The 24,102-nt window shown below is 53.7% G+C and carries 24 protein-coding genes; 13 read left to right on the top strand and 11 right to left on the bottom strand.

Translation table 11 applies throughout. The features are described 5' to 3' along the window. Nucleotides 1-25: 25 nt before the first annotated feature. On the top strand, nucleotides 26-793 hold the full coding sequence (gene cobA / locus M0644_RS07715) for a uroporphyrinogen-III C-methyltransferase (RefSeq protein WP_286625202.1): 768 nt from the start codon (nucleotides 26-28) through the stop codon (nucleotides 791-793). Here cobA and M0644_RS07710 read toward each other — a convergent pair. Both M0644_RS07710 and M0644_RS07705 read right to left on the bottom strand, forming a co-directional pair. Next, complete coding sequence (locus M0644_RS07710; protein ID WP_286625201.1) at nucleotides 767-2,653, bottom strand: chloride channel protein; 1,887 nt, start codon at nucleotides 2,651-2,653, stop codon at nucleotides 767-769. The two genes, cobA and M0644_RS07710, sit on opposite strands and share 27 nt — an antisense overlap. 73 nt (nucleotides 2,654-2,726) lie before the next feature. After that, nucleotides 2,727-3,407: an NnrU family protein gene (locus M0644_RS07705; protein WP_255451735.1), complete on the bottom strand. Its 681-nt coding sequence runs from the start codon at nucleotides 3,405-3,407 to the stop codon at nucleotides 2,727-2,729. A 175-nt stretch (nucleotides 3,408-3,582) separates the two neighbouring features. Here M0644_RS07705 and M0644_RS07700 point away from each other — a divergent pair, with 175 nt between their 5' ends. Continuing rightward, nucleotides 3,583-4,650: an AI-2E family transporter gene (locus tag M0644_RS07700; RefSeq protein WP_286625200.1), complete on the top strand. Its 1,068-nt coding sequence runs from the start codon at nucleotides 3,583-3,585 to the stop codon at nucleotides 4,648-4,650. A gap of 108 nt (nucleotides 4,651-4,758) precedes the next feature. On the opposite strand, the gene M0644_RS07695 is transcribed toward M0644_RS07700, so the two are convergent. From M0644_RS07695 to accC, 7 genes are all read right to left on the bottom strand, one after another. Next, nucleotides 4,759-4,947 (bottom strand): nucleotidyltransferase substrate binding protein, encoded by a 189-nt coding sequence (locus tag M0644_RS07695; RefSeq protein ID WP_286625199.1) that lies wholly within the window; start codon nucleotides 4,945-4,947, stop codon nucleotides 4,759-4,761. Between the two features lie 3 nt (nucleotides 4,948-4,950). After that, nucleotides 4,951-5,613 carry a Uma2 family endonuclease gene (locus M0644_RS07690; protein ID WP_286625198.1) on the bottom strand — a complete coding sequence of 221 codons (663 nt, stop codon included), beginning with the start codon at nucleotides 5,611-5,613 and terminating at the stop codon, nucleotides 4,951-4,953. Nucleotides 5,614-5,641: 28 nt separating this feature from the next. After that, nucleotides 5,642-6,316 carry a Uma2 family endonuclease gene (locus M0644_RS07685; protein ID WP_286625197.1) on the bottom strand — a complete coding sequence of 225 codons (675 nt, stop codon included), beginning with the start codon at nucleotides 6,314-6,316 and terminating at the stop codon, nucleotides 5,642-5,644. Nucleotides 6,317-6,395: 79 nt separating this feature from the next. Beyond that, nucleotides 6,396-7,421, bottom strand: coding sequence for a phosphoribosylformylglycinamidine cyclo-ligase (gene purM / locus M0644_RS07680; RefSeq protein WP_286625196.1), 1,026 nt, complete (start codon nucleotides 7,419-7,421; stop codon nucleotides 6,396-6,398). After that, nucleotides 7,421-7,915 (bottom strand): low molecular weight protein-tyrosine-phosphatase, encoded by a 495-nt coding sequence (locus M0644_RS07675; RefSeq protein WP_149819649.1) that lies wholly within the window; start codon nucleotides 7,913-7,915, stop codon nucleotides 7,421-7,423. The genes purM and M0644_RS07675 overlap by 1 nt, the downstream gene beginning before the upstream one ends. 10 nt (nucleotides 7,916-7,925) lie before the next feature. Beyond that, the gene (murG, locus tag M0644_RS07670; protein ID WP_286625195.1) at nucleotides 7,926-8,996 is read right to left on the bottom strand and encodes an undecaprenyldiphospho-muramoylpentapeptide beta-N-acetylglucosaminyltransferase; all 1,071 of its coding nucleotides are present in this window, start codon (nucleotides 8,994-8,996) and stop codon (nucleotides 7,926-7,928) included. Beyond that, a complete protein-coding gene (gene accC / locus M0644_RS07665) occupies nucleotides 8,996-10,357 on the bottom strand; it encodes an acetyl-CoA carboxylase biotin carboxylase subunit (protein ID WP_286625194.1) in 1,362 nt (453 codons plus the stop codon). The genes murG and accC overlap by 1 nt, the downstream gene beginning before the upstream one ends. A 135-nt stretch (nucleotides 10,358-10,492) precedes the next feature. Between accC and speA the strand changes: the two genes are divergently transcribed. The 8 genes from speA to M0644_RS07625 all read left to right on the top strand — a co-directional run bounded on the left by speA (nucleotide 10,493) and on the right by M0644_RS07625 (nucleotide 18,433). After that, entirely contained in the window at nucleotides 10,493-12,427 is a 1,935-nt protein-coding gene (gene speA / locus M0644_RS07660; protein WP_399373731.1) for a biosynthetic arginine decarboxylase, read from the top strand. 8 nt (nucleotides 12,428-12,435) lie between these two features. Continuing rightward, nucleotides 12,436-12,822: a hypothetical protein gene (locus tag M0644_RS07655; protein WP_286625193.1), complete on the top strand. Its 387-nt coding sequence runs from the start codon at nucleotides 12,436-12,438 to the stop codon at nucleotides 12,820-12,822. 49 nt (nucleotides 12,823-12,871) lie between these two features. Further along, complete coding sequence (locus M0644_RS07650; protein WP_286625192.1) at nucleotides 12,872-13,990, top strand: S-layer homology domain-containing protein; 1,119 nt, start codon at nucleotides 12,872-12,874, stop codon at nucleotides 13,988-13,990. Between the two features lie 60 nt (nucleotides 13,991-14,050). Next, entirely contained in the window at nucleotides 14,051-14,875 is an 825-nt protein-coding gene (gene sppA, locus M0644_RS07645) for a signal peptide peptidase SppA (RefSeq protein ID WP_286625191.1), read from the top strand. 30 nt (nucleotides 14,876-14,905) lie between these two features. Next, nucleotides 14,906-15,337: a chorismate mutase gene (gene aroH / locus M0644_RS07640; protein ID WP_149819637.1), complete on the top strand. Its 432-nt coding sequence runs from the start codon at nucleotides 14,906-14,908 to the stop codon at nucleotides 15,335-15,337. Nucleotides 15,338-15,339: 2 nt separating this feature from the next. After that, the gene (locus M0644_RS07635) at nucleotides 15,340-15,810 is read left to right on the top strand and encodes a CBS domain-containing protein (RefSeq protein WP_149819635.1); all 471 of its coding nucleotides are present in this window, start codon (nucleotides 15,340-15,342) and stop codon (nucleotides 15,808-15,810) included. A 96-nt stretch (nucleotides 15,811-15,906) separates the two neighbouring features. Beyond that, a complete protein-coding gene (locus M0644_RS07630; RefSeq protein ID WP_149819633.1) occupies nucleotides 15,907-17,424 on the top strand; it encodes a CapA family protein in 1,518 nt (505 codons plus the stop codon). A 604-nt stretch (nucleotides 17,425-18,028) separates the two neighbouring features. Beyond that, the gene (locus M0644_RS07625) at nucleotides 18,029-18,433 is read left to right on the top strand and encodes an NIL domain-containing protein (protein ID WP_149819631.1); all 405 of its coding nucleotides are present in this window, start codon (nucleotides 18,029-18,031) and stop codon (nucleotides 18,431-18,433) included. A 1-nt stretch (nucleotide 18,434) separates the two neighbouring features. On the opposite strand, the gene M0644_RS07620 is transcribed toward M0644_RS07625, so the two are convergent. Then, nucleotides 18,435-19,016 (bottom strand): Uma2 family endonuclease, encoded by a 582-nt coding sequence (locus M0644_RS07620; protein ID WP_286625188.1) that lies wholly within the window; start codon nucleotides 19,014-19,016, stop codon nucleotides 18,435-18,437. 62 nt (nucleotides 19,017-19,078) lie between these two features. Here M0644_RS07620 and M0644_RS07615 point away from each other — a divergent pair, with 62 nt between their 5' ends. The 3 genes from M0644_RS07615 to M0644_RS07605 all read left to right on the top strand — a co-directional run bounded on the left by M0644_RS07615 (nucleotide 19,079) and on the right by M0644_RS07605 (nucleotide 21,796). Further along, entirely contained in the window at nucleotides 19,079-19,732 is a 654-nt protein-coding gene (locus tag M0644_RS07615) for a TIGR02281 family clan AA aspartic protease (protein WP_149819627.1), read from the top strand. Between the two features lie 3 nt (nucleotides 19,733-19,735). Then, nucleotides 19,736-20,320 carry an RdgB/HAM1 family non-canonical purine NTP pyrophosphatase gene (gene rdgB / locus M0644_RS07610; RefSeq protein WP_149819625.1) on the top strand — a complete coding sequence of 195 codons (585 nt, stop codon included), beginning with the start codon at nucleotides 19,736-19,738 and terminating at the stop codon, nucleotides 20,318-20,320. 282 nt (nucleotides 20,321-20,602) lie between these two features. Beyond that, nucleotides 20,603-21,796 carry a hypothetical protein gene (locus M0644_RS07605; protein ID WP_286625187.1) on the top strand — a complete coding sequence of 398 codons (1,194 nt, stop codon included), beginning with the start codon at nucleotides 20,603-20,605 and terminating at the stop codon, nucleotides 21,794-21,796. Here the strand turns inward: M0644_RS07605 and M0644_RS07600 are convergent. Continuing rightward, on the bottom strand, nucleotides 21,793-24,036 hold the full coding sequence (locus tag M0644_RS07600) for a glycosyltransferase (protein ID WP_286625186.1): 2,244 nt from the start codon (nucleotides 24,034-24,036) through the stop codon (nucleotides 21,793-21,795). The two genes, M0644_RS07605 and M0644_RS07600, sit on opposite strands and share 4 nt — an antisense overlap. Nucleotides 24,037-24,102: the final 66 nt, after the last annotated feature.

Genomic DNA, 24,102 nt, shown 5'->3' with positions numbered 1-24,102 from the left:
CCGTTATACAAGGTTTGATTTAAGAATGACTTCATCGCAATTAATTGGCAAAGTATATTTAGTGGGCGCAGGCCCCGGCGATGTGGGGCTACTGACGGTGCGTGCCAAGACGCTACTGGAGTGGGCGGATGTGGTGCTCTACGATACGCTGATTAGCCCCGCAATTCTTAACTTGATCAACCCCGAAGCGGAAAAAATTCATGTGGGCAAGCGGCGGGGCAACCATACCCTGTCCCAAGGGGAGATTTGCCGCCTGTTGATTGACTTGGCTCAGCGCCATGCGGTGATTGTGCGCCTCAAGGGGGGTGATCCCTTTGTCTTTGGCCGAGGGGGTGAAGAGTGTCTTGCCCTTGTCGAGGCTGGCATTACTGTCGAAGTGGTGCCGGGGGTCACCAGTGGGGTGGCTGCACCTGCCTATGCGCACATTCCCCTCACCCATCGGGATTTTAGTTCTTCGGTGGTTTTTGTCACAGGCCATGAGGCTGCTGGTCGCTATCAACCGCGTGTAAATTGGTCGGCTCTGGCTACGGCGGTGGATACGATTGTGATTTACATGGGACTCCACCATCTGGGGGAAATTGTGCCGCAACTCTTGGCGGGTGGGCGATCGCCCCAGACGCCCTTGGCCTTTATTGAATCAGGGACAACACCGCAGCAACGGGTGGTGGTGACAACCCTAGAGCGAGCGATCGCCACCTATGACGAGGCACAGATTCAAACGCCTGCCCTGATTGTCATTGGCGAGGTCATTCACCTGCGCTCCCAGTTAATGGGAGGTCTCCACCAGATCTGAAGCAGCGGGTTCTAGGGGCAGCGACAGCATCGCCCACTCTAAATAGGGCAAAAGCTTACGTCGCGTTTGATCCAGAGAATAGGCAAGGCGGATATTCTCTCTGGTGAGTAGGCCTAACACCCGTTGCGGGTTCTGGCGATCGACCACGGGCAACTGCCTTAAATCCCGCGCTGCCATACGATCGAGGGCGTCCTTCAGGGGTTCATCCCCATAGGCCAGTAACAGATCTCGCGTACAGACACTCCCCACCGTTTGCGTTTGATAGGCGGTTGTTTCCTGATCTGCTTCCCAACGGGTCAGCACCCGATTAATATCCCCAAGGGTGACCAACCCCATCAAGTCCTGCTGACTATCGGTCACAAAGGCGCAGTAGGCTTTTTTTTCGATGAGTTGTAAGCCAGCTGCAACCACAGGCGTCGCTTCGCTAAGAAACAGCACCTCCGATTGCATGGCTTCCGCCACAGAAAGATTGGGGGGAATTTCCTCCTGCTCCTCCTTCTGGGTCTGAGCGCTGGGTGCCAATGCGGGCAGTTCGCCCCGTTTTTGAACACTCAAACTATTCACTAGCCAGACACTCAAGCCCACCGCTGCCATCAGAGGCAAAATAATGCGATAGTCCCGCGTCATTTCAAAGAGTAGCAAAATGGCGGTTAAGGGGGCATTGACGCTAGCGGCAAGGACGGCGGCCATTCCCACCGTTGCGTAGGCGGCAGGAGCAGCAATACTGTTGGCAAACATGGGTAGCAGGATCGGCAACACCTTACCGTAGGCAGCTCCGAGGGAAGCCCCCAGAAATAGGGCTGGTGCAAAGATGCCCCCCACCAAGCCACTGCCAAGACTCACTGCCGTCAGTACCATTTTGGCCAGCAGCAATACCAACAACAAACCGAGGGAGAGGTTCACATCCCTGAGAATTGCTTCCACCGTTTCATAGCCAACGCCCAGCACTTGCGGTAAATGCAAAGCCACAAGGCCAACACATAACCCACCCACAAGGGGACGCAGCAGTAGGGGAATGCGACCTAAAAACTGCAGGGGGGGTATCTTCCCCTGAAAGACTTGGGGGAGCGACTGGAGCAAGTGGGTATAGGCAACGGCGACACCGTAGGCCAACAGTCCCAAGCCCAAATACAAGGGCAACTCAAGGGAACTGCGCACCTCATAGGTGGGCAAATCAAAGGCGGGTTGTGCCCCCAAGCCAATTTGGGTAATCAGGGCAGAAATCACAGCGGCCAAAAGCACCACACTCACAGCCGTTGTTTCAAACGTGGTGCCCAATACCACCTCTAGGGCAAAGAACACGCCAGCGATCGGGGCATTGAAGCCTGCTGCCAACCCTGCCGCTGCCCCTGCACCGAGGAGCAACTTTTGCCGTTCTCGGGAAACCTTCAGCGCTTGACCAAGGAGAATACCGATGTTGGCGCCCACTTCCACACTGGGGCCTTCTGGACCAAGGGACGCACCTGTACCAAGGGAAATCGCCGCCGCAAGGGTTTTGGCCATGGGACGAATGAAGGGAATTTCCTTGCCCGCTTCTACGGCACCCATCAATGACACCAAGTTGGGACTAAACTCTTGGACAAACTGGCGGATGATCCCCACCAGCAAGCCCCCTAATGCAGGAACACAGGCCAGTGTCCAAGCGCCCCATCGACCCATCAGCCCCATCAAGTCTTCAAGGGCCATGTGATGAATTGTCTCAATCAGGTAACGAAACAGCAGCACACTCAGCCCTGCACTACCGCCAATCAGCACTGCCAAGACCAGTACGACGGTTTCCGGGGGCGGTTGTAATTGATTGAAAAGTCGAGTGAGGCGAGATTCAGCAGTCAGGGAAGGAGGGGAGGATGGGGAGGACACTGTTGCAAAGGGGTGAGAAAAAGTTGCTTAAAATAGCTCCATCTTCAATTATGCGGAATTTCCAATGGAGAAGCTAAAAGGGCAAAATTTGCGGCGTGACTTGATAAAAGTAAGGATGTAGCCACCACAGCAAACCGACAAAGATCGCTACTCCCCCATAGGCGGGGCGCCAAAATTCCCGCCACACGAGTTGTTGCCTACCTTCCCAAATGGCTTTGAAGGGAATGATTGAGGTGCGGGCTTTCAGAGCAGTAAACGCTTCTCCATGCCGTGCGTACCAGCGGCGATCGCCATGCCAAACCCCAAAGCAGTGATGGGCAATCAGCCCAAGGGAGGTCAGCAGTGTAAAGGACGTGCCCAACCACAGCGTATGCGCCACACACCAGATCACCTGTCCCCATAACTGCGGGTGACGGGTAATGCGAATAATGCCCGTTTCGTAGAGGTGCACTTCTGGCTTTTGTACAGCGGCAATCTCTAGCAAGTTAAATGTGGCCGGATAAAGAAAGAGAAACGAGATCGCCGATAGCCCCCACACGAGCGCCCCCATCCCCGGTACCCCTTGGAGTTGCCACAGTTGCACGCCGTCGTAGCGATGGGCCAAAAAGTAGAGAATCAAGGTTGTCGCTAAGGGCAGACTCACTAGGGCAAAAAAAATGCGATAAAGGCGGGCACCGACGCGCTTTTCTGCCCAAGGACGTAGGCTTGCCAATCCACTGTGGGCGATCGCAAACAAGAGCAATAACCCCACCATGATCCACTGCGAACTGGTTTGCCAACTGTGCTGATCCACGCCGATCTACTCCGTACGATTAAAACCCCATCCCATGATCCCAAAGGGTCAGACGCTTTGTAAAGTAATGTAACTGAGCCGCAAAACGCAGCCTATGAGCTATAGTCAAGGCGTTGAGGGCATCCGACATCAATCTATGTTCAATTGGCTCGATCGCCTCGAAAACCGCCGCCTACTGCGCCTGCTGCTGCTCTTTGCCCTTGGCTGGATTGGCGTGCAACTTTTGCACTACTTTGCCTACGTCTTACTGATCTTTCTTTTTTCGGCCATTCTGGCGTTTTTACTCAACTATCCTGTGGGCTGGCTCAAGCGTTACTTGCCCCATAGTTTGGCGGTTACCATTGTGTTTCTGGGGACATTGGCAATTCTAATCGGCTTGGGGATTACCCTTGGGTTGGCGATCATTGGCCAGTTGCAGGACTTGATCACCAATTTGCCTAGCCAAATTGATCTGTGGATTGACTCCCTTGAGAGGATGCAGCAGTTTCTGGCGCGATGGAATCTAGACATCAATTTCCAGCAACTGGAGTCAGAATTGCGCAACTTTGCCCTTGCGGGGATTCAGTTTGGCTTTGGTAAGCTCCAGTCCATCTTTGCCCTCTTCCTAAGCGGCATTATTGTTGCTGTGATTACCTTCTTTATGCTGCTGGAGGGGGAGCGGCTATGGCAGTACCTACTGAGTTTTTTGCCTGATCTGTGGCGCGATCGCGTGCCCCAAGCCTTAGAGCGGAACTTTTTGGGCTTCTTTAGTGGCCGTTTGCTTCTCTCTCTCTTCTTTGGTACCGCCACATTCCTTGTCTTGCTGGTGTTACGTGCCCCCTATGCCCTTGCCCTTGGGGCGATCGCCGGTGGCTTGGATCTCATTCCAGGGATTGGCTCAACGATGGGCATTTCCCTCATCTGCTTGATCCTGCTGCCCAAGAGTATTGCCCTGAGTGTACAAGTGCTAATTAGCTGTATTCTGCTGCAACAGGTGGAAGAAAATATTCTCATGCCCCGTGTGATGCGCAACTCCGTCAACCTGAATCCAGTGGTTTTATTTTTTTCCCTCCTAGTAGGGGCAACAGTCGCAGGAATTGTCGGTATTTTCCTTGCCATTCCGATGACGGGGACGATCGTCAGTTTGCTAGATCTCAAAGCCTTGCAGGCAAGCAGTGAGGCTGATCCGAAATCCTCGCAGGGCAAACGCATACTCAGGCAGTAGCAAGGAGATGAGCGAGGTAGTCATCGTCTGCTCTCAAACGTTTTGCCTTGACGCCGACCTTCACAAAGGTGTCCTGACGCATTCACAATTATTGTGCTGGATAATATCTCATTCTTGATTGGAATAGCTATAGTCCCTGAGCAGGTTCCACGCCAGTTCAAACGTGTACTCAAATCCTTGAATCACTCCCTGCTTTTCTATATTGCTCAAGGGGCGAGTACGGCACAGTTCCACCCCTTCCTGAAGCCTCTGAAACGCTTTTTTATAACTCTTGAGTCGCCACTGCCAGTGTTCCATGATCTATCCTTCACTGAGGGGGTGATCACTTCTTGTTGCCAACCCCTGTTGCAATGTGAGCATCACCTTTTTCATATCCCCTTGTAAAAGGGCCGGCAAGTTCAGCCAGAGGCCGGCAAATTCCTGACTACGCAGCACTCCCTCGCGATCGGGCTGTTGTTGAACGTAGCTCCCCTGCTCGCGGTGATACCAGTAAAAGGCCTGTTCTGAGACCACCCACACCAGATATTCCTTGACGCCAAAACGGCAATAGAGGTCTTTCTTGTCGTGGAGATCGTAGGCGGCACTGCTAGAGGCAATTTCAATCACTAACTCTGGTGCCCCTTCGATGTAGTCATCGGCACTAATGCGTGATTGTCCCCCCGCCGATGCCTCAAGGCGCAATAGCACATCGGGTTGGACTTCATTGCTGTCATCCAGCCGTACAGTAGCATTGTCACACATCATCAAACTGGGCATCAGTGTCGCATAGGTACCCAGCCACACAACCATGTGTCCGTGAGGTTGAGCGTGCTTTCTTACTCTAATTGGGGAGGCCACAAACACGACTCCATTGATCAGTTCCGCTTTTTTAATGTGGGGAGAGTGCTCATAGCGGTATTCAAATTCCTCGCGGGTCAGGCGATCGCCACTTTCAAGGGGGATGATATTAACTAATTGAGTCATTCCGTAGCCTCCGGGGGCAACGCTAAATTTATTGTGATTGCCGCTTTAAGGCTTCAGCAAACCGATGGCATTCAGGGGAAGCTAGCCCCTGTTGTAATGTGATCATTACGCTTTTCATATTCCCTTGTAAAAGGGCAGGCAAATTCAACCAGAGACCGGTAAACTCTTGACTACGCAGCACTCCCTCGCGATCGGGCTGTTGCTGAACGTAGCTCCCCTGCTCGCGGTGATACCAGTAGAAGGCCTGTTCTGAGACCACCCACACCAGATATTCCTTGACGCCAAAACGGCAATAGAGGTCTTTCTTGTCGTGGAGATCGTAGGCGGCACTGCTAGAGGCAATTTCAATCACTAACTCCGGTGCCCCTTCGATGTAGTCATCAGCACTAATGCGCGATTGTCCCCCCGCCGATGCCTCAAGGCGCAATAGCACATCGGGTTGGACTTCATTTTGGTGATCAAGCCGGACTGTGGCGTTATCGCAAACCATGAAGGCGCTAAATTCAATGCTGTAGTGAAAGAGCCAGCCAAGAATGTTGCTATGGGGCTGGGCGTGGTTTCTAACCCGAATTGGTGAGGCCACAAACACGACTCCATTGATCAGTTCCGCTTTTTTAATGTGGGGAGAGCGGCCATAGCGGTCTTCAAATTCCTCGCGGGTCAGGCGATCGCCACTTTCAAGGGTGAGGAGAGGAGCCGTCATTTTTCGCAACCGTCCGTGATAGCAGCCAGCACCTTTATTCTAGGCGTCAGTGAGATGGTGAATGGTACACGCGCATCAACTAAGCAGCAGGTAATCCCAGTACCTCACCGGTGCCCGCAACAACGGTGCCAATTGGCCAACTCTCAACCCCCCACTCGGCAAAGCAGGCCTGCGCCGCTGCAACCGCTGACGGCGGTAAAACCACGGTGTACCCAATCCCCATATTGAAGGTGTTGAAAAGTTCGCCCAAGCTGACTTCCCCCATCTCCCCCAGCCAGTGGAAAAGCGGTGGAATCGGCCAAGCCTGAGGATCGAGTTGAGCTGATCGCCCTTCGCCCAAGCAGCGGGGCAAATTTTCCGGCAGACCACCGCCGGTGATGTGAGCCATGCCGTGGATGGGAATCCCTTGCGCCAAAGCAGCACGAATGGGTTGGACATAGAGGCGCGTCGGTTCTAAGCACAGCTCGCCAAGGGGGGTGGAGCCAAGGGGGGTATCCTGCCAACTGAGCTGGCGATCGCCGACAATTTTGCGTACCAAACTAAAGCCATTACTGTGCAAGCCAGAACTGGCTAAACCCAACACCACATCCCCCACCTGCACCTGCGTGCCATCCAGCACCTGATCCTGCTCAACGACACCAACACAGAACCCCGCAAGGTCATAGACCCCTTCGGCATAGAATCCCGGCATTTCCGCTGTCTCCCCCCCCAAGAGGGCACAACCCGCCGCTTCACACCCTTGGGCAATACCCGCCACCACAGCGGTCATAATCTCTGGCGCCAGACAACCACAGGCAATGTAGTCCAAGAAAAAGAGTGGCTCAGCACCGCAGGTGAGGACATCGTTGACACACATGGCCACCAGATCAATGCCAACCGTATCGTGGCGATCAAGCGCCTGAGCCAGCTTTAGCTTCGTGCCCACCCCATCAGTTCCCGACACCAAAAGGGGCTGACGATAGCCCTTGGGAATTTGACATAGCCCAGCAAAGCCTCCCAGTCGTCCCACCACTTCCGGTCGTTGGGTGCGCTGCACCAAGGGGCGAATTTGCTCGACAAAGGCACGGCCAGCGGCTACATCTACACCGGCACTGCGGTAGTCCATCAATGCTGCTCCTGTAGTTGGGGGTAGTGAGCCTTGAGATACTCTAGGAGGCCTTCACAGGCATCGGTGAGCAGATCCAACACCTTCTCAAACCCCTGACGGCCACCGTAGTAGGGGTCGGGCACTTCCCTCGCGTCGTGGTGACGGCAAAAATCACACATTAACCGCACTTTATCGCGGTATTTCCCTTCGGGGTCAAGGCGCAAGATATCATAGTAGTTTTCCCGATCCATCGCCAAAATCAGATCAAATTCCTCAAAGTCGGCGGCATGAAATTGGCGTGCTCGATGGGTCAAGGGCAGTCCCCGTTGCCGTGCCGTCATCACCATGCGGGCATCCGGTGGATCGCCAACGTGAAAGTTGCTGGTGCCGGCGGAATCACACTGAATCTCATGCTCTAGGCCGGCCTTTTTGATCAGATCCTGCATGATCCCTTCGGCAGCAGGGGAGCGACAGATATTACCAAGACAAACAAAAAGCAGACGGATGGGCATAGCGCGTTTCCTAGGGGGCGGGAATCAGCGTACGAATGAGATCAGCGACCTGCTGACTGCTGTTGGGCATGGCCAATTGGCGGGCATTCTCTGCCATGGCTTGTAATTTTTGGGGCTGCCCTAGCCATTCTAAAATGATCCGTCCGAGGCGATCGCCCGTCAATGCCGACTGCGGGATCATTTCAGCAGCGCCGGCACTCACCAGCACTTCAGCATTCACCGTTTGGTGATCTTCAGCCGCATAGGGATAGGGAATCAACAGCGCTGGGGTTCCTGTGAGGGTTAGTTCCGCCAAGGCACTGGCGCCAGCTCGACTAATGACGATATCCGCGCGGTGCAGCAGGGGTCCCATGGGTTCAAAGAAGGGAAAGACGAGATAGTGGGGATGCTGAACACTTTGGGCATCGGGATCATTGTTGCCCGTGAGATGCACCACCCAAGCCCCCGCCTCGAGCCAGCGGTGAACCGTTTCCCGTACAAGGCGATTGATGGCCACTGCTCCTTGACTCCCCCCCATCACTAGAATCAGGGGTACCTCCTTGGGAATCGGCAACTCCAAGTCGCCGGGATGGAGAATATCGGGACGCACCGGCGTGCCCGTGACCCGTAGGTTCAGCCGTTTGGATTTGAGGTAGGCTAAACTCGCGGGGGTACCCAAGGCAACCAGCGTACACCAAGGCGCCAGCCAGCGGGTGACTTTGCCCGGTAGGGCGTTGGATTCATGGAGCAGGGCGACACGCCCCAAACTGCGAGCCGCTAAAATAGCTGGCGCTGCAATGTAGCCACCGGTGGTAAACACCCCTTGGAAGTGTCCCTGTTTTAATAACTGGCGCGTTTGCCAAAAAGCTCCCCAAAATTGCCAGAGGGGGCGCAGCCTTGCCCAAGGGGTCTTGCCTTGGACACCAGCGAAGTTGATCGTATGCAGGGGGTAATGGGGCGGAATTAGTTTCTGTTCAAGGCGATCGCGCACCCCCAACCAATGGATGTCATATTCAGGTAACTCTTCTGCTACTGCTAGTGCGGGAAAGAGATGCCCGCCGGTACCACTCGCTGCAATCAGTAGTTTCCTTTGCCCCAGCATTAAACATTCCAGCCCAATGTGGTCATGAGCTTATCGACAAAGTTGGTATAGACAATACCGCTGCGAAACTCTGGTGTGTCCATCACCTGCTGATGAAAGGGAATGGTGGTCGGCACCCCCATAATCGCACATTCTCTTAGGGCACGCTTCATGCGGGCAATGGCAGCGGGGCGATCGCTCCCCCACACCACCAATTTACCGATCAGCGAATCATAGTAGGGGGGGATTTCATAGTCGGTATAAACATGGGAGTCCATGCGCACCCCAGGGCCACCGGGGGGCAAATAACCGCTAATACGACCGGGATGGGGACGGAAATTGCGCTCCGGATCCTCGGCATTGATGCGGCACTCGATCGCGTGTCCGCGCAACTCAACCTGCTCTTGGGTCAAACTGAGGGGTTCCCCTTGGGCAATGCGAATTTGCTCCGCAATCAGATCCAGCCCCGTAATCATTTCTGTGACGGTGTGCTCCACCTGAATGCGAGTATTCATTTCCATAAAGTAAAAGTTGTCTTGGCCGTCGAGGAGAAATTCAATGGTGCCGGCACCGACGTAGTTAATGGCTTTGGCGGCAGTGACAGCAGCAGCTCCCATCTTGGCACGCAGTTCTGGGGTGAGGGCAGGGCTAGGCGCCTCCTCAAGGAGCTTTTGATGACGCCGCTGTACAGAGCAATCGCGCTCCCCAAGGTGAATGACATTGCCATAGCTATCCGCCAGAATCTGGAACTCAATGTGGCGGGGATTTTCAATAAACCGCTCCAGATAGACGCCGGCATTGCCAAAGGCGGCTTCCGCTTCCCCTTGGGCGGCACTGAGAGCCCGTCCTAAATCTTCAGCAGAGCGCACCAAGCGCATCCCCCGGCCACCCCCCCCAGCCGTGGCTTTAATCATCAGGGGATAGCCAATTTTGCGAGCGATCGCCCGCGCGGTTTCCTCATCCTGCACCAGTCCATCACTGCCGGGAATTGTTGGCACCCCCACCTGTTGCATCGTCGCTTTGGCGGTGGATTTATCCCCCATAGCACGCATGGCAGCGGGACTCGGCCCAATAAAGGTAATTTTGTGGTCGGCGCAGATCTCGGCAAAGCGGGCATTTTCCGCCAAAAAGCCATAGCCCGGGTGAATCGCCGAGACATGGCGGGTGAGGGCAGCAGCAATAATGTTGGGAATATTGAGATAGCTGCGGCTACTGGGGGCTTCGCCAATGCACACCGCCTCATCGGCCAATTGCACATGCAGGGCATGGCGATCTACGGTGGAATAGACGGCAACCGTTGCAATGCCCAATTCCTCACAGGTACGCAGAATCCGCAGTGCAATTTCGCCACGATTGGCAATCAAAATTTTCGTAAAGGCCATGGCGGTCAACGGTAGGGGAAGCGATCCCTAATGCTACCATGCCAGCCGAACGCTTCCGAAAAGGCGACGGCAATTGCATTGGTGCCACTGGCAAAAACAAGTTAGGATCAGCAGGGTTTTATTTGGGAGCGCACTATGGCTGCTGTGTCACCCACGATGGCCTTGACCGTTACGAAAACCAGCAATTGGACAATTGAGGACAGCGAGCAGCTCTACCGCATTCAGGGCTGGGGCGAACCCTACTTTGGGATTAATGCTGCGGGTCATGTCACCGTCTCTCCCAAGGGCGATCGCGGTGGGTCATTGGATCTCTATGAATTGGTGCAGGCGCTCCAACAGCGCAACATTGGCCTCCCCCTGCTACTGCGGTTTTCCGATATCCTTGAGGATCGCATTGAGCGACTCAATGCCTGCTTTGCCCGTGCCATTGCCCGCTATGGCTATCAGGGCACCTACAAGGGGGTCTTTCCCGTTAAGTGCAATCAACAACGCCACATCATTGAAGCCCTCGTGCGCTTTGGCCAGTCCCATCAGTTTGGCCTAGAGGCAGGATCAAAACCGGAATTGCTGATTGCCTTGGCCATGCTCAATACACCGGGGGCACTGCTGATCTGCAATGGCTATAAGGATCGCGGCTACATTGAAACGGCTATTCTGGCGCGTCGCCTCGGCCACACCCCGATCATTGTCCTTGAGCAGCCTGAAGAAGTCGCGGAAGTGATTGCTGTCAGTCAGGCTTTGGGCATTGAACCCATTGTGGGGGTGCGGGCAAAACTCAGTACCCAAGGGGTGGGGCGTTGGGGCACTTCTGCGGGCGATCGCGCCAAGTTTGGTCTGACGGTGCCAGAGATTTTAACAGCGGTTGAACAACTGCGAGAAGTAGGAATGCTCAATTCCTTGCAACTGTTGCACTTTCACATTGGCTCGCAAATCTCTGCCATTAGCGTCATTAAGGATGCCATTCGCGAAGCGGGGCAAATTTATGGCGAGCTGGTGCGCCTCGGTGCCAATATGCAATACCTCGATGTGGGCGGTGGCTTAGGGGTGGATTACGACGGCTCGAAAACCAATTTCCATGCCTCGAAAAACTACAGTATGCAAAACTATGCCAGTGATGTGGTGGCCGGCATTAAGGACGCCTGTCGGCAGCGGGGCATTCCCGATCCCATTCTCATTAGTGAGAGTGGCCGCGCCATTGCCTCCCATCAATCGGTGTTGATTTTCAATGTCTTGGGGGTCAGTGAAGTGCCCAAAATTACCCCCGAACCGGCCACGGAAGAGGAGCACCTGATTATTCGCAATCTCTACGATACCTACCAAACAATTGATGAAAACAACTACCAAGAGGCCTACAACGACGCCCTGCAATTTAAGGGAGAAGCCATCAGTCTCTTTAACTTTGGCTACTTGAGTTTGCCAGAGCGGGCACGGGCAGAGAGTCTGTTTTGGGCCTGTTGTGCCAAAATCCTCGGCATTGCTCGCCAGCAGGAATATGTGCCCGACGATCTCGAAGATCTTGAGAAAATCATGGCTTCGATTTACTACATCAATCTGTCGGTGTTTCAATCGGTGCCCGATAGCTGGGCGATCGATCAACTGTTTCCAATCATGCCAATCCACCGCCTCGATGAAGAACCCACAGAACGGGGCATCCTTGCGGATCTCACCTGCGACAGCGACGGCAAAATTGACCAGTTCATTGACCTGCGGGATGTGAAATCGGTCTTGGAACTGCATCCCTTTCGCCTAGGGGAACCCTACTACCTTGGCCTTTTTCTCAACGGTGCCTACCAAGAGATCATGGGCAACCTCCACAATCTCTTTGGGGATACGAATGCCGTCCATATCCGTCTAACCCCCAAGGGCTACGAAATTGAGCATTTGGTGCGGGGCGATACAATGCAAGAAGTCCTCGGTTATGTGCAGTACCAAGGGGATGCCCTCCTCGAGAAAATTCGCCGTCGTGCCGAGGCTGCCCTTGCGGAGCAGCAAATTACATTGGCAGAAGCGCAGCACCTACTGGAAAACTACGAGCGGAGTTTGCGCAGCTACACGTATCTATCCTCTTAGGGAAAGCCATGCTGGGAACATTTCAATCAAGCCATTTGCGCATTGAAGTGCCGGCCACCGCAGACCAACTGCGGGATTATTTGACGCAGCCAGCACAGTTACGGCAGTGGTTGTGGCCCCTACAGATTCAGACGACGGGCGATCGCCTGCAAGTGGGGGATACCTTCAGCAGTGAATTCCTGTGGTTAAAACTGGAACATCGCGTGGAACTACTCACAGCAGAGCGACTGGTATTGGTGCTGCGGCAGACCATTGAGGGCTGGCAAGAATGGTCGTGGGGAGAGGGCTGGGTACAGTCCTGTATTGAGGGGGTGACACCGCTGCCTCTAGAGTTGGGGCAGACTTTCCTTCTATGGCGGTTGAAATCAGTGCTGAGTGAAACGGTAGCAAGCTGAGGGTCGAAGAACGTTGAAGCGATCGCGCCAATTGGGATGGATCTTATTCTTGAGTGCCCTGCTTCTCAGCAGTTGTGAGGGCAGTGGGCTACAAAGTTGGTTTGCTGCTGACCCCAATGCTGATCAATGGGCGGGGAAAGCACCCACGCCAGAACCGACGACAACGCTACCAGAGAATTTACGGTTTCCTAATGCGATGCTTGTAGCCAATCAGCCCCAAGCGGGGTCACCCCAGACGACGGAAACCCGCTGGCAAGCACCCGCGCCGGCGATCGCCATCCAGCAATTCTATAGCCAACAATTTCAGCAGTCGGGCTGGCAACTGGTGGAGCAACAGGTAGCCGACAATACGATCACCCTCAGGGGGCGCAGTGCTGAACTGGAAGTGAGCGTCACCATCAACACGGTGCCAGAAAATAACCTGACAACCTTCACCGTGGCCTACACATCCACCAATAGCACCACGGCCACACCGTCTCCCCAGCCCACCCATTCCTCCCCCCAAACGTTCGCTGATCTAGAGGACGCCCCTGCCCCCCTACAGCCGGCCATTCGTGACTTGGCAGAACTGGGGGTTCTCAGCACCACGGGCGATCGCCTGCAACCCAATACCCCCATCAGTCGTGCTCAGTTTGTGCGTTGGTTGGTGACCACCTACAACCGCTTTTATGCCGATCGCCCCGCACGCCAAATCCGCTTGGGCAGCCGCAACGACACACCCATTTTCCAAGATGTGCCCCGTGATAATCCCGACTTTCCCTATATTCAGGGACTGGCGATGGCAGGATTTTTGCCCAGCCCCCTCACCGGCGATACTAGTACCCTCTTTCGCCCCAATGCTCCCCTTACTCGCGAAACGCTGTTGCAGTGGAAAGTGCCCCTTGATCAACAGGGGCGGCTCAGTCCCAGCACGATTGACCGCATTCAGCAAACATGGGGCTTCAAGGACAGTCAACGGATTGCTCCCCCCGCCATCAATGCCGTGGCCGCTGACTATCTCGCGGGGGATCTCTCGAACATTCGCCGCGTTTGGGGAGAAACCCTCTTGCTCCAGCCCCAAAAACCCGTCACCCACGCCGAAGCCGCAGCAGCCCTGTGGTATATCGGCAACGGTACCGAGGGACTCTCAGCAGCGATGGTGAAGCAAGCACCGCCCTCTGCCTCCTAGAACCTTGCTAGATTAGAAATCCGAGTCAATTGTTACGATTTGCTGAACTGATTGCTACCTATGCCTTGGCCCTTATCCCGTGGTTACCATCGTCAAATTGCCCGCCTCGAAATTACGGGGGCGATCGCTGGGGGTACTCGCCGTCGTGTCCTCAAAGCCCTGAAAACCATTGAAGAACGGGGCTATCCGGCACTACTGGTGCGCATTGACAGTCCCGGCGGGACCGTGGGGGACTCCCAAGAAATCTATGCGGCTCTCAAGCGTTTGCAGTCGAAAATGAAAATCGTTGCCAGTTTTGGCAATATCTCTGCCTCTGGCGGGGTCTATATCGGTATGGGGGCACAGCACATCATGGCCAACCCCGGCACCATTACGGGCAGTATTGGCGTCATCCTGCGGGGCAACAATTTGCAACGGCTCCTCGACAAGGTGGGGGTCTCATTCAAGGTGGTCAAGTCTGGCCCCTACAAGGACATTCTTGCTTTCGATCGCGACCTTACCGAGGAAGAAATCCGCATTCTCCAAGACCTCATTGACACCAGCTATCACCAATTTGTCCAAACCGTGGCCGAAGGCCGTAACCTCGATGTCGAAACCGTGCGCAGTTTTGCCGATGGCCGTGTCTTTACGGGTGAACAGGCCCTTGCTCTCGGACTGGTGGATCGCCTAGGAACCGAGGAGGATGCCCGGCGCTGGTTAGCGGAACTGGCCGGACTTGACCCCGACAAAACCAAGGTGCAAACCATCGAAGAACCCAAGTCCCCCTTGGCTCGGCTGTTTCCGCGTCAGCAGGAACGATTCCCCTTTCCCTGGCAAGCGGGTCTCGACTGGCTGGAATTTGAAATGGCCACCAATGGACTTCCCCTATGGCTCTATCGCCCCTAAGCTGGATACAGTACCCTTGCGGATATCTTGATGGAGGAGCACACTGTGGGCTGGCGCGTCCGAGCAATTCGTGGAGCAACTACCGCCACTGAAAATTCAATTCCAGCAATCCGTGAGGCGGTTTTGGAACTCCTCGGCGAGATTGAGCGGCGCAATGCCCTCGATTTCTCGGAAGTGATTAGTGTAACCTTCTCTGTGACCCGTGACCTCGATCAAATCTTTCCGGCGGCGATCGCCCGGGAATGTCCCCATTGGCGCAACATTCCTCTCCTCGATGTTCAACAAATGCATGTGGAGGGAGGCTTACCCCGCTGTATCCGCTGCTTGATTTACTTCAACACCCCCAACCCCGATCAACCGATTTACCATGCCTACCTGCGCCATGCCCAGAGCCTCCGTCCCGATCTGGCAATGCACGGCGACTACCATCCCCTCCATCTGTCCTCTCATTCCCTAGGTTAACTATGACCGCTCTTGTCCGTGACTACATGACCCCCAACCCCTTTACCATTCCTACCGATGCCCCGATTTCTGAGGCAGTTCGCCTGATGGAAGAAAAACAGGTGCGCGGCCTCCCCGTGGTGGATGATAAGGGCAAATTGGTGGGCTTGGTGTCTGAAGCTGACCTGATTGTGCGCGAAGCGCCTCTCGAGCCACCGTTGTACATTACGTTCCTCGGCAGCATTATTTACTTTGAGTCTCCAGAATCCTTTCATCAACACCTCAAGAAAACCCTCGGCCAACAGGTGCAAGATGTGATGACCCCCAACCCCCACACGATTAACGTCGATGCACCCATTGCTGAAGCGGCTCGCCTCATGGTGAATCACCACATTAGTCGCCTGCCGGTCTTGAATGCCCAAGGAGAATTGGTCGGCATTATTAGCCGTCATGATCTGTTGCGAGCCTTGCATACCCAAGAAACTTCTGCGTGACGTTTGTCAAATTGACCTGACACTAACTTTCAAGATTGGTGACTTCCCATAGAATAACCACAGGTTCGCTCGCGATCGCCTGAGGGTTCTTTGATCATGACCGCTTCCCTTGATTTGATTTGGCAGCAGGCACGGCAGGGTCAAGCAGAGGCCATTGCCCATTTGATGAACCGCACGCTTCAGGCCAAGGGAGTGCGTGCCCTCGTTCGGCGACGGGGTGACTGTTTACAAATTATGTTTGAAGCGGCGCGATCGCTCCCTCCCCAAGTCTGCGTTCAGTTTGTTTGCCGAGGCCTCAAGCAATTGGCGCCCCAAGGCGTTCTACGTGTACGGCTCCATGCTCGGCTCCTTGGCGAAGAATGGCCAGAATGGACACAGACCATTGACTTACAGGAGACCTTACCAGCGGCGCCGTCTGTGCAGACAAGCTCAAATCCAACGACACCTGCCACCACGCCATCCCATCAAGCGGTCAGTGCTTTTGCCCTCAGTTTATTGGCGATCGCGGGCACGGGTGCCGTTGCCCTTACCCTGCAAAATCAACTCAGTGTCGATGCCCCGCCGAGTGCGGAACCCAGTCCAGCCATTACAACCCCTGAACCCGACGTTCCCCTTGTGCCCCCCCCACCCGCCCCGAGCGATCGCCGTTTGCGGATTAAGGCCGTTGGCGATATTGTCCTTGGCACCAATTTTCCGAGTAACCGCTTGCCTGCGGATCCACAAAAGCTCTTTGCCCAAGTGAAACCCTATCTTCAGGGGGCAGATCTCCTCTTTGGCAATTATGAAAGTACCCTCACCGATCATCCCCATCCCTTCAAAAACACCAGTAGTGGTCGCAGTTTTGCCTTTCGCTCACCGCCCAGTTATGCACAGGTGTTGCGCCAAGCTGGTTTCAATGTCCTCAACATTGCCAACAACCACAGCTACGACTTTAATGAGCAGGGATTTCGCGATACGATTCGCCACATCAACGCCGCTGGCATGACCGCCATTGGTGATCTCAATCAAATTACCTACCTCGAAGTCAATGGCCTGAAAACCGCATTTATTGGCTTTGCCACCTACTACGGCCAAAATCGCATTCAAGACCTCAAGGCCGGTGCTGCTCTTGTCCAGAAGGCCAAGCAAAACGCTGATATTGTGGTTGTTAGTTTCCATGGTGGCGCCGAAGGCAGCGATCAAATTCACACCCGCGATCGCACCGAGTACTTTTATGGCGAAGACCGCGGCAATGTGGTTCAGTTTGCCCGCACCATGATTGATAACGGTGCCGATTTAATCTTAGGTCATGGTCCCCATGTCCCCCGTGCCCTCGAATTGTATAAAGGCCGCCTCATTGCCTATTCCCTAGGGAACTTTGTCGGCTATCAGACCCTGAGCAGTCACGGCACCCTTGGCAAGTCCTTAATCCTCGATGTTGAACTCGATGGTTCTGGCCGCTTCCTTCAAGGTAAAGTCATTCCTGTACGCCTCAATGCCAAGGGGATTCCCCACATTGATCAAAACTTTGCCAGTGTGCAACTGATTCGCCGTTTAACCCAAGCCGACTTTCCCAACACTCCCTTGCAGATTGAACGCCTCGGTGAAATTGTCAGCACCGATTCCCAATCCTAGTCTTCCTCTGGTCGATGAGACAACTGTTGGTGCTCAATTTTGACCGGTAGAAACTTAGGAATTTGCGTAATAAAGGATTCGGCTGTCGAACTATTTCCTCTTTGATTTCAATGTTACTCCTTGAGACATATTCAACTAACATTTCATTTCGTTTATACAATCCCCAAAACCAATATTCTTTAACTAAGCACTGGGCAGTGGCGGTCATATCTTTCGTTTCAGTGCGCTGACAACTCAACTGTACTGAAAGGGTGGGAGAAAAGTATAATTTTAAGAAAATGATTATCAAGCCAGCAAGCGTCCATAAAAGAGCCATTTCATCAGCAACGGATGAACCTTCTAGCTTGATTTGAGATTCGCTTTTCTTTGCAATGTTCATTTTTTAATAATTTATTAAATTTTGATAAAAATTCTCTATCTCATCCTATCTAGCAGGGTAACAATTTCACTTTGGAGATGGCTTTTAGGTTTATAGACTAGTAAACAAAATTTAATGGTTTTTCATTTTCAATTCCTATGAAAAGGGCTGTGCGCTAACTTTCACAGCGTTGCGAGTGTGCGATACTTGTGGAAAGGGCTGTACTGCGATGCAAAGCTTCAACCAGTGAAAAAGCGAGTCACATTGACATTCCCTCGACGGACGATTCAAATGCCCGTCACCTATCGCCTAGCCAAGGACTTTAACATTGCTGCCAATATCATCCGCGCCCAAGTGGCACCTAACCAAGTGGGCAAACTGGTTCTAGAGTTGGCTGGGGACATTGATCAAATGGAGGCCGCCCTAGAATGGTTACGACAACAGAATATTGAGGTTTCCCTTGCCAGCCGTGAAATTGTGATTGATGAGCAGGCCTGTGTCCACTGTGGCCTCTGTACGGGGGTATGCCCCACTCAGGCGCTGACGCTCCATCCAGAGACGTTTCAACTCCAATTTAGCCGCTCCCGTTGCATTGTCTGTGAGCAATGTGTGACCGCGTGCCCGATGGAGGCGATTCACACCAACTTTTAATTCAACTCCTCAACTCCTCCTCAAGGGTCACGTCTTGATAGATATCAGACAAGTGGCCTTGCCAAGCGATGCTCTTGAGTTCAACCGAATTTTGTGGCGGGGAATAGCCCTGCCAAACCCATAAGCCCGAGGTACTGCGACGAAAGGTCTCTAGCCGCTGCTGACGAGTATTGACCAGCACGTATTCCTCTAGCGTCTCAAGGCTTTGATAGTCAAGGAACTTATCGCCGCGATCAAAGGCCTCTGTTGAAGGAGAGAGCACCTCAATCACCAAGCAAGGGAAAGATTTATAGAGAGAGGTTTGCCGATCCCGTGGATCGCAGGTAACAAAAAGATCCGGATAGTAAAAGCAATTTCGCTGCTCCAGACGCACTTTCATATCTGAAATGTAGAGACGACAGCCCCGTTGGCGCACCGTTGGTCGTAGCAGAGTTGCCAAATTTAAGGCTAAGGTGACATGGGCATCGCTTGCCCCTGCCATTGCGTAGATCTGACCGTTGATGTATTCGTGCTTGACCCCACTTTGGGTTTCCCGTTGCAGATAGTCTTCAGGACTCAGTTGTGGCGAAGGTTGCGTGCTCATTGGCAGCCTAGAATAGCCAACGCTTATCTCGCTACTATTGATCCTAGGGTACGAAGAAAATTATGACCCAACAACACGGATATTGGGCACTGGCAACGCTGGCAGGGATGATGCTCCTGATTGCCCCGGCCAAGGGGGTGCCTGCGGTGGCACTGCCAGAAAGTTTTTATCGGGCGATCGCCAACCAAGACTGGGCAACAGCGGTGCAAATTCTCGATCAGGTCATTCGTGCCCATCCCCAACAGGCGCCAGCCCTTACTAGCTATCGTCAAGAATTGGTGCGGCTGCAACAACTTCCCCGAACCCCTGCTCCGCCCATGGCAACAGTGATCACCCAGCCCAGTGGCATCGTACCGATTCTGCGGCGGCAGGGAGGAATTCCCGTTATCCCAGTGATGTTTAATCAACGGTTACGGTTTGAGATGCTAGTGGATTCAGGCGCCAGTATGACAGTGATTACGCGATCGATGGCACGCGCTTTAGGCATTACCCCCGCTCAAGTGGTGGATAATCGCCTGTTTCATACCGCGAATGGTCAAGTGGTGCTGCCAGTGGTCTATGTCCAATCCATCAGCGTCGGCGGTTTTCATCGGAAGCAAGTGCCCGTTGCTGTCGCTGGGCCTGAAATGACCATTGGCCTATTGGGGCAGGATTTTCTGCAGCACTTTGATGTCAGTTTGCGGCAAGATCATATTCAGTTGCAGCGTCGTCCTTAGGAAATGCCCATTCTCGCCCAAGCGGTCTTAGCCAGTCACAATGCCGGTAAAGTCAGAGAGTTTCAAGGCTGGTTACAGCCATGGATTGGGGAGTTGCTGCCCCTGCCAGCCACGATTGAGATTGCTGAAACTGCGGATTCCTTTGTGGGCAACGCCTGTTTGAAGGCCATCACTGCCGCTCAGGAGCTGGGAAAGTGGGCGATCGCCGACGACTCGGGGCTAGCCGTTCATGCCCTTGAGGGGGCACCGGGGATCTACTCGGCTCGCTACGGTGCGACGGATGCTGAGCGTATTGAGCGTCTATTACGGGAAATGGCCGGTGTCAGCGATCGCGCCGCTGAATTTATTTGTGTCATTGCCCTCGCGCGTCCCGATGGCACGATTGCCGTTACGACCGAAGGACGGTGTGCAGGTGAGATTTTAACGGCGGCCCGCGGTCAAGGGGGGTTTGGCTACGATCCTATCTTTTGGGTGCCCAGTCAGCAGCGTACCTTTGCCGAGATGAGTCCCACTGAAAAGCAACAGGTCAGTCATCGGGGTCAGGCATTACAGCGGCTGCGGGAGTATTTGCAAACCTTTCATCCGTAGATTCACGGTTGTTGGCAGCAAGCTTTTTGTCCTACACTGACGCCAATAGTGTTCCTCAACCAACCTGTGGCTCCTATGCAAGAACGGGTCTAGCATCACAAAGTTGCATTAGACAATGCTTCCTATAGAAAGAAATTCACAGGGAATATAATGAGAACAAGGGGGCACGTCCCGTAGGCCCAGTGGCTGGTAGTCTTCTTGCCGTGATTCAAAGCAAAAACTATGGGCGATCGCGAATTAATAGACCAATTTATTAAAGACTTAATTCAGAAAAATTCGCGAATGCTCTCGAATCGGCACCTGCGCGTAGAAACAACCTTTGATGAAGTTCAGTTGATTTCCTACAAAGATGGCATCGTTGCACGGGTGAAAACAGATGCCCCTACCCTTGCCATTGAAGTACGGGATGCATCGCCCTATCGGCCTCTAATTCAAGAGGTAATGGTGGATTATGGTATCTTCCAAGTCGGTGTGGCTCAAACCCCCGGATTTTTACGTTACGAACATCGCACCGTTCCCGAAGGCTATGTGATCCAGTACACCGAAGCGGGAGTGCTGTGGAAAGACCGCTGGGCACGGGGTAAGCGACGCGGCGCTCTGACAGGGGGTAACTCCCTTGGGATGGATGCGATGATTCTCTATCGGGGTACGTGGTATCCCATTCAAAGCGTCAATGCGGCCAATGGCTTTGTTGCTATTCGTACCTTGGGCGGGGAAGCCACCTACAGTGCCTCTGACTTTTTGGTGTGGCTGAAAAAAGAGGAAAAAGACACCGCCGAGAGTCCCAGTCAGATCAGTGCCTACAAACGGGGAGAACGCATGGGAGACATTGACAGCGCCCCCACCCAAATCCTCGATGCTACGGAAATTATGGCTGCCAAGGCCAGTAGCACCCCATCAACGCCAATTGACTCCCCTGCTGGCGAACCGGAGAAGGAAGAAGATCACGCCGTCATTTTGCCGTCAGCGCCACCAGTACCTGCGGTTGCAGCAACAGTTTCAACGCCCCCTGAGCCTGCGCAACCGGTTGAAGCCACCCAAGGGTATCCAGCGGCCAACTACGAGCACGCCGTCGGCTATTCTCACCCCAACTATGATTATTCCCAAGGGTATCCAGCGGCCAACTACGAGCATTCCGTGGGTTATCCCCACCCCAACTATGATTATTCCCAAGGGTATCCAGCGGCCAACTACGAGCATTCTGTGGGCTATCCCCACCCCAACTATGACTATTCCCAAGGGTATCCAGCGGCCAACTACGAGCACTCCGTTGGCTATGCCCATCCCAGTTATGGTCAGCCCTACCCGCCCCAAACCTACCAGCACATTGATCCCAACATTCAGATGGCCTTAACCTATCTCCAATCCAGCTTGGCCTATCTGCTGCAAGTCGAGCCAAAGAATGCCAACGTTCAAGCCGCAGTTCGCGCCACTAGTATGGCGATTCAAAATCTCCTCACCCTTCTCAATGGTTAGCGGCTCTCGGCGAGGGGATGCAGGCGAAGGACACTTTGAATCATTGCCCAAGCGGTTTTAATCTCAGGCACACGAACTTCATCCCATTGGCCGGGTTGACAGTAAAGATAACGAATAAAGCGACGTTGCTTTGGCAAAGAAAAGGGAAGAAACTGCACACCAATCTCTAAAGCCGTGGCGTTTTTTCCTAACGCAACCATTCTTGACCACCGCAGTTGGATCGGTAAGCGCAAGTAGACCAAAGGGCTCGGCGCCAGAAAGTGCAGTTCGCCTCGGGGGTCATCTAACAACTCCGCCGGCAACCTATTGAGACGTATTCGTGCCCCCTCCTCAGACAGGTCAACCGTTTGTCCGCCATAGCAGTTGTCCCCAACGATGAGTTCACAGGGTTCAGAACGCAGGAACCGCGGATGTCGTCGCTGCGGCACATCAATGGCCACCAGAGCACAGACCAAAATCAAGAGAAAGTTGTAGCTAGACCAGACCATGTTAATGGCCAAACTATCGGGATTGACCAGCGTCTCTTGCAAAGGCGAACTCCGCCAAATGAGACCAAACATCATTAGAGCGGCAATGATTAACAAGGGACGAATGACTGGCCAATTAACATTGATGCGATGGGGATCCACAATCCCCTTGGGCGTGACTTTGAAGGTTTTGCCCCTAGGACTGATCAGGGTGCGGATCACTGTGATAGCCATGGGAAAAACAATGATGGTTTCATAAACATCGGACCAAAAGGCGGAGCGGCGGCCTTCGGTGAGCCAAGAAAAGGCCATGATATTGCCCAAATAGTAGGGACAGTAAAAGTACACTACCTCGTTAATTGTGGCGCGCAGCGGCGCCAGCCCAAAGAGCAAAAAGGCCAAGGGCGCCAGCAAAAAAATAACGCGGGGGATCGACAGCAGCCAATAGAGCACGCCAAGGCTATGGTAAAAACGCTGCAGGAAGTTGAGGTTAGGAATGGTAAAAAAGTTGTCCTTGAGGAACAGTATTTGCAGGGTACCTTGTCCCCACCGCAATCGCTGGTTAATATAGGCGCTGATGGTTTCTGGCGACATTCCTGCTGAGAGGGCTTCATTCAGGTATTTGATCTGATAACCACGCCCCTGCAAATAGAGTGAGGTGAGGTAGTCTTCGGTGATACTGTCGGTGGGAATGCCGCCAATTTCATCGAGGGCACTACGGCGAATCACAAAACAGGTGCCACAACACACAACGGCGTTAAAGAAATCGCGGCTGGGCTGAATGAAGCGGAAAAACAGCGTCTGCTCGTTGTTGAGAATCCCCTCTAGCCCCAGATTCACAGTCACTGGATCCTCATTGAAAAAGTGTTGGGGGGTCTGTACCATTGCCGTTTTCGCATCTTGGAAAAAACCCACCGTGCGGGTGAGAAAGTTGCGACTGGGAACAAAGTCGGCATCAAAGACGGCAATCAACTCCCCCGTGAGCGTGGGCAGTGCATGGTTAATGTTACCGGCTTTGGCATGGCGGTTGTCGGGGCGATCGCGATATTCACAGCCGAGTTCTGCAGCTAGGGCACGCACCGCCGGCCGTCGGGTATCGTCCAGCAAGTAGATGCGCTTGTGGGGGTAGTCCATGGCTTGGCAGGCAATGACTGAACGCCGCAAAATGTCCACCCCTTCGTTGTAGGTGGGCAGAATCACATCCACCCAAGGCAAATACTCCCCCCGAATCACAGCTTGGCTTAGGCGATCGGCCTCAGGGCTGCGGTCTTTAGAAAAGATACACAGGGCAAAAAAGCAAATGGTATTTGTTAGGGTCAGTAGTTCAGCGATAAATAACAGAATCGAAATCGTGCCATTGAGGGGATCATCTAGGTTGAGGCTGTTAAAAAAACGCCAGAGGATATACCGCAGTGCCAACAGGGTCAGCCCCAAACCCACAATTAAACGCGACCAAAAATTGGGCTTGGGGGAGATCTCCTTCAGGAAGAACGTAATGGCAATCCAGACTAGTGTGGGCAATAGGAGTGCTTGAAGCGTCGTGCCGTCAGCCCGCAGCAGTGCTTTCCCCTCGTGCCAAAGACCGACTAAGTTGGGTAGAAAGTTTTGCCAATCCAGTTGACTCAGCAGGACGGCCAGAAATGCGCCACTGCCCAACAGTAAAAGCCACAGATCAGGGCTAATACGTCGCGATCGCGCAGGTGCCTGTGGCGTAGGCGGCCTCGATGGCTGAGAAACCCTAGGGGATAGGTTGTTAGTTTCAAGTAGCTTCATGGGAACACAGTCAGTTGGGATGAAGCTCTACATCCTGTACTCACTCAGAGTTGAACAACGCCACGA

The sequence above is a fragment of the Thermosynechococcus sp. B1 genome (assembly GCF_030322985.1).
Lineage (GTDB): Bacteria > Cyanobacteriota > Cyanobacteriia > Thermosynechococcales > Thermosynechococcaceae > Thermosynechococcus.
Note: the sequence above shows the minus strand (reverse complement) of the source record. Positions and strands in the feature narration are given on the sequence as shown.

Excerpts from the sequence above, each read along its gene's own strand:
- speA (WP_399373731.1), top strand. The coding sequence starts at position 10,493 with ATGGCTGCTGTGTCACCCACGATGGCCTTGACCGTTACGAAAACCAGC.
- sppA (WP_286625191.1), top strand. The coding sequence starts at position 14,051 with ATGCCTTGGCCCTTATCCCGTGGTTACCATCGTCAAATTGCCCGCCTC.
- purM (WP_286625196.1), bottom strand. The coding sequence starts at position 7,421 with ATGGACTACCGCAGTGCCGGTGTAGATGTAGCCGCTGGCCGTGCCTTT.
- M0644_RS07630 (WP_149819633.1), top strand. The coding sequence starts at position 15,907 with ATGACCGCTTCCCTTGATTTGATTTGGCAGCAGGCACGGCAGGGTCAA.
- M0644_RS07620 (WP_286625188.1), bottom strand. The coding sequence starts at position 19,016 with ATGAGCACGCAACCTTCGCCACAACTGAGTCCTGAAGACTATCTGCAA.
- M0644_RS07695 (WP_286625199.1), bottom strand. The coding sequence starts at position 4,947 with ATGGAACACTGGCAGTGGCGACTCAAGAGTTATAAAAAAGCGTTTCAG.
- M0644_RS07690 (WP_286625198.1), bottom strand. The coding sequence starts at position 5,613 with ATGACTCAATTAGTTAATATCATCCCCCTTGAAAGTGGCGATCGCCTG.
- M0644_RS07705 (WP_255451735.1), bottom strand. The coding sequence starts at position 3,407 with ATGGTGGGGTTATTGCTCTTGTTTGCGATCGCCCACAGTGGATTGGCA.
- cobA (WP_286625202.1), top strand. The coding sequence starts at position 26 with ATGACTTCATCGCAATTAATTGGCAAAGTATATTTAGTGGGCGCAGGC.
- M0644_RS07655 (WP_286625193.1), top strand. The coding sequence starts at position 12,436 with ATGCTGGGAACATTTCAATCAAGCCATTTGCGCATTGAAGTGCCGGCC.
- M0644_RS07700 (WP_286625200.1), top strand. The coding sequence starts at position 3,583 with ATGTTCAATTGGCTCGATCGCCTCGAAAACCGCCGCCTACTGCGCCTG.
- M0644_RS07615 (WP_149819627.1), top strand. The coding sequence starts at position 19,079 with ATGACCCAACAACACGGATATTGGGCACTGGCAACGCTGGCAGGGATG.
- murG (WP_286625195.1), bottom strand. The coding sequence starts at position 8,996 with ATGCTGGGGCAAAGGAAACTACTGATTGCAGCGAGTGGTACCGGCGGG.
- accC (WP_286625194.1), bottom strand. The coding sequence starts at position 10,357 with ATGGCCTTTACGAAAATTTTGATTGCCAATCGTGGCGAAATTGCACTG.
- M0644_RS07685 (WP_286625197.1), bottom strand. The coding sequence starts at position 6,316 with ATGACGGCTCCTCTCCTCACCCTTGAAAGTGGCGATCGCCTGACCCGC.
- aroH (WP_149819637.1), top strand. The coding sequence starts at position 14,906 with ATGGAGGAGCACACTGTGGGCTGGCGCGTCCGAGCAATTCGTGGAGCA.
- M0644_RS07675 (WP_149819649.1), bottom strand. The coding sequence starts at position 7,915 with ATGCCCATCCGTCTGCTTTTTGTTTGTCTTGGTAATATCTGTCGCTCC.
- M0644_RS07605 (WP_286625187.1), top strand. The coding sequence starts at position 20,603 with ATGCTCTCGAATCGGCACCTGCGCGTAGAAACAACCTTTGATGAAGTT.
- M0644_RS07635 (WP_149819635.1), top strand. The coding sequence starts at position 15,340 with ATGACCGCTCTTGTCCGTGACTACATGACCCCCAACCCCTTTACCATT.
- M0644_RS07600 (WP_286625186.1), bottom strand. The coding sequence starts at position 24,036 with ATGAAGCTACTTGAAACTAACAACCTATCCCCTAGGGTTTCTCAGCCA.
- rdgB (WP_149819625.1), top strand. The coding sequence starts at position 19,736 with ATGCCCATTCTCGCCCAAGCGGTCTTAGCCAGTCACAATGCCGGTAAA.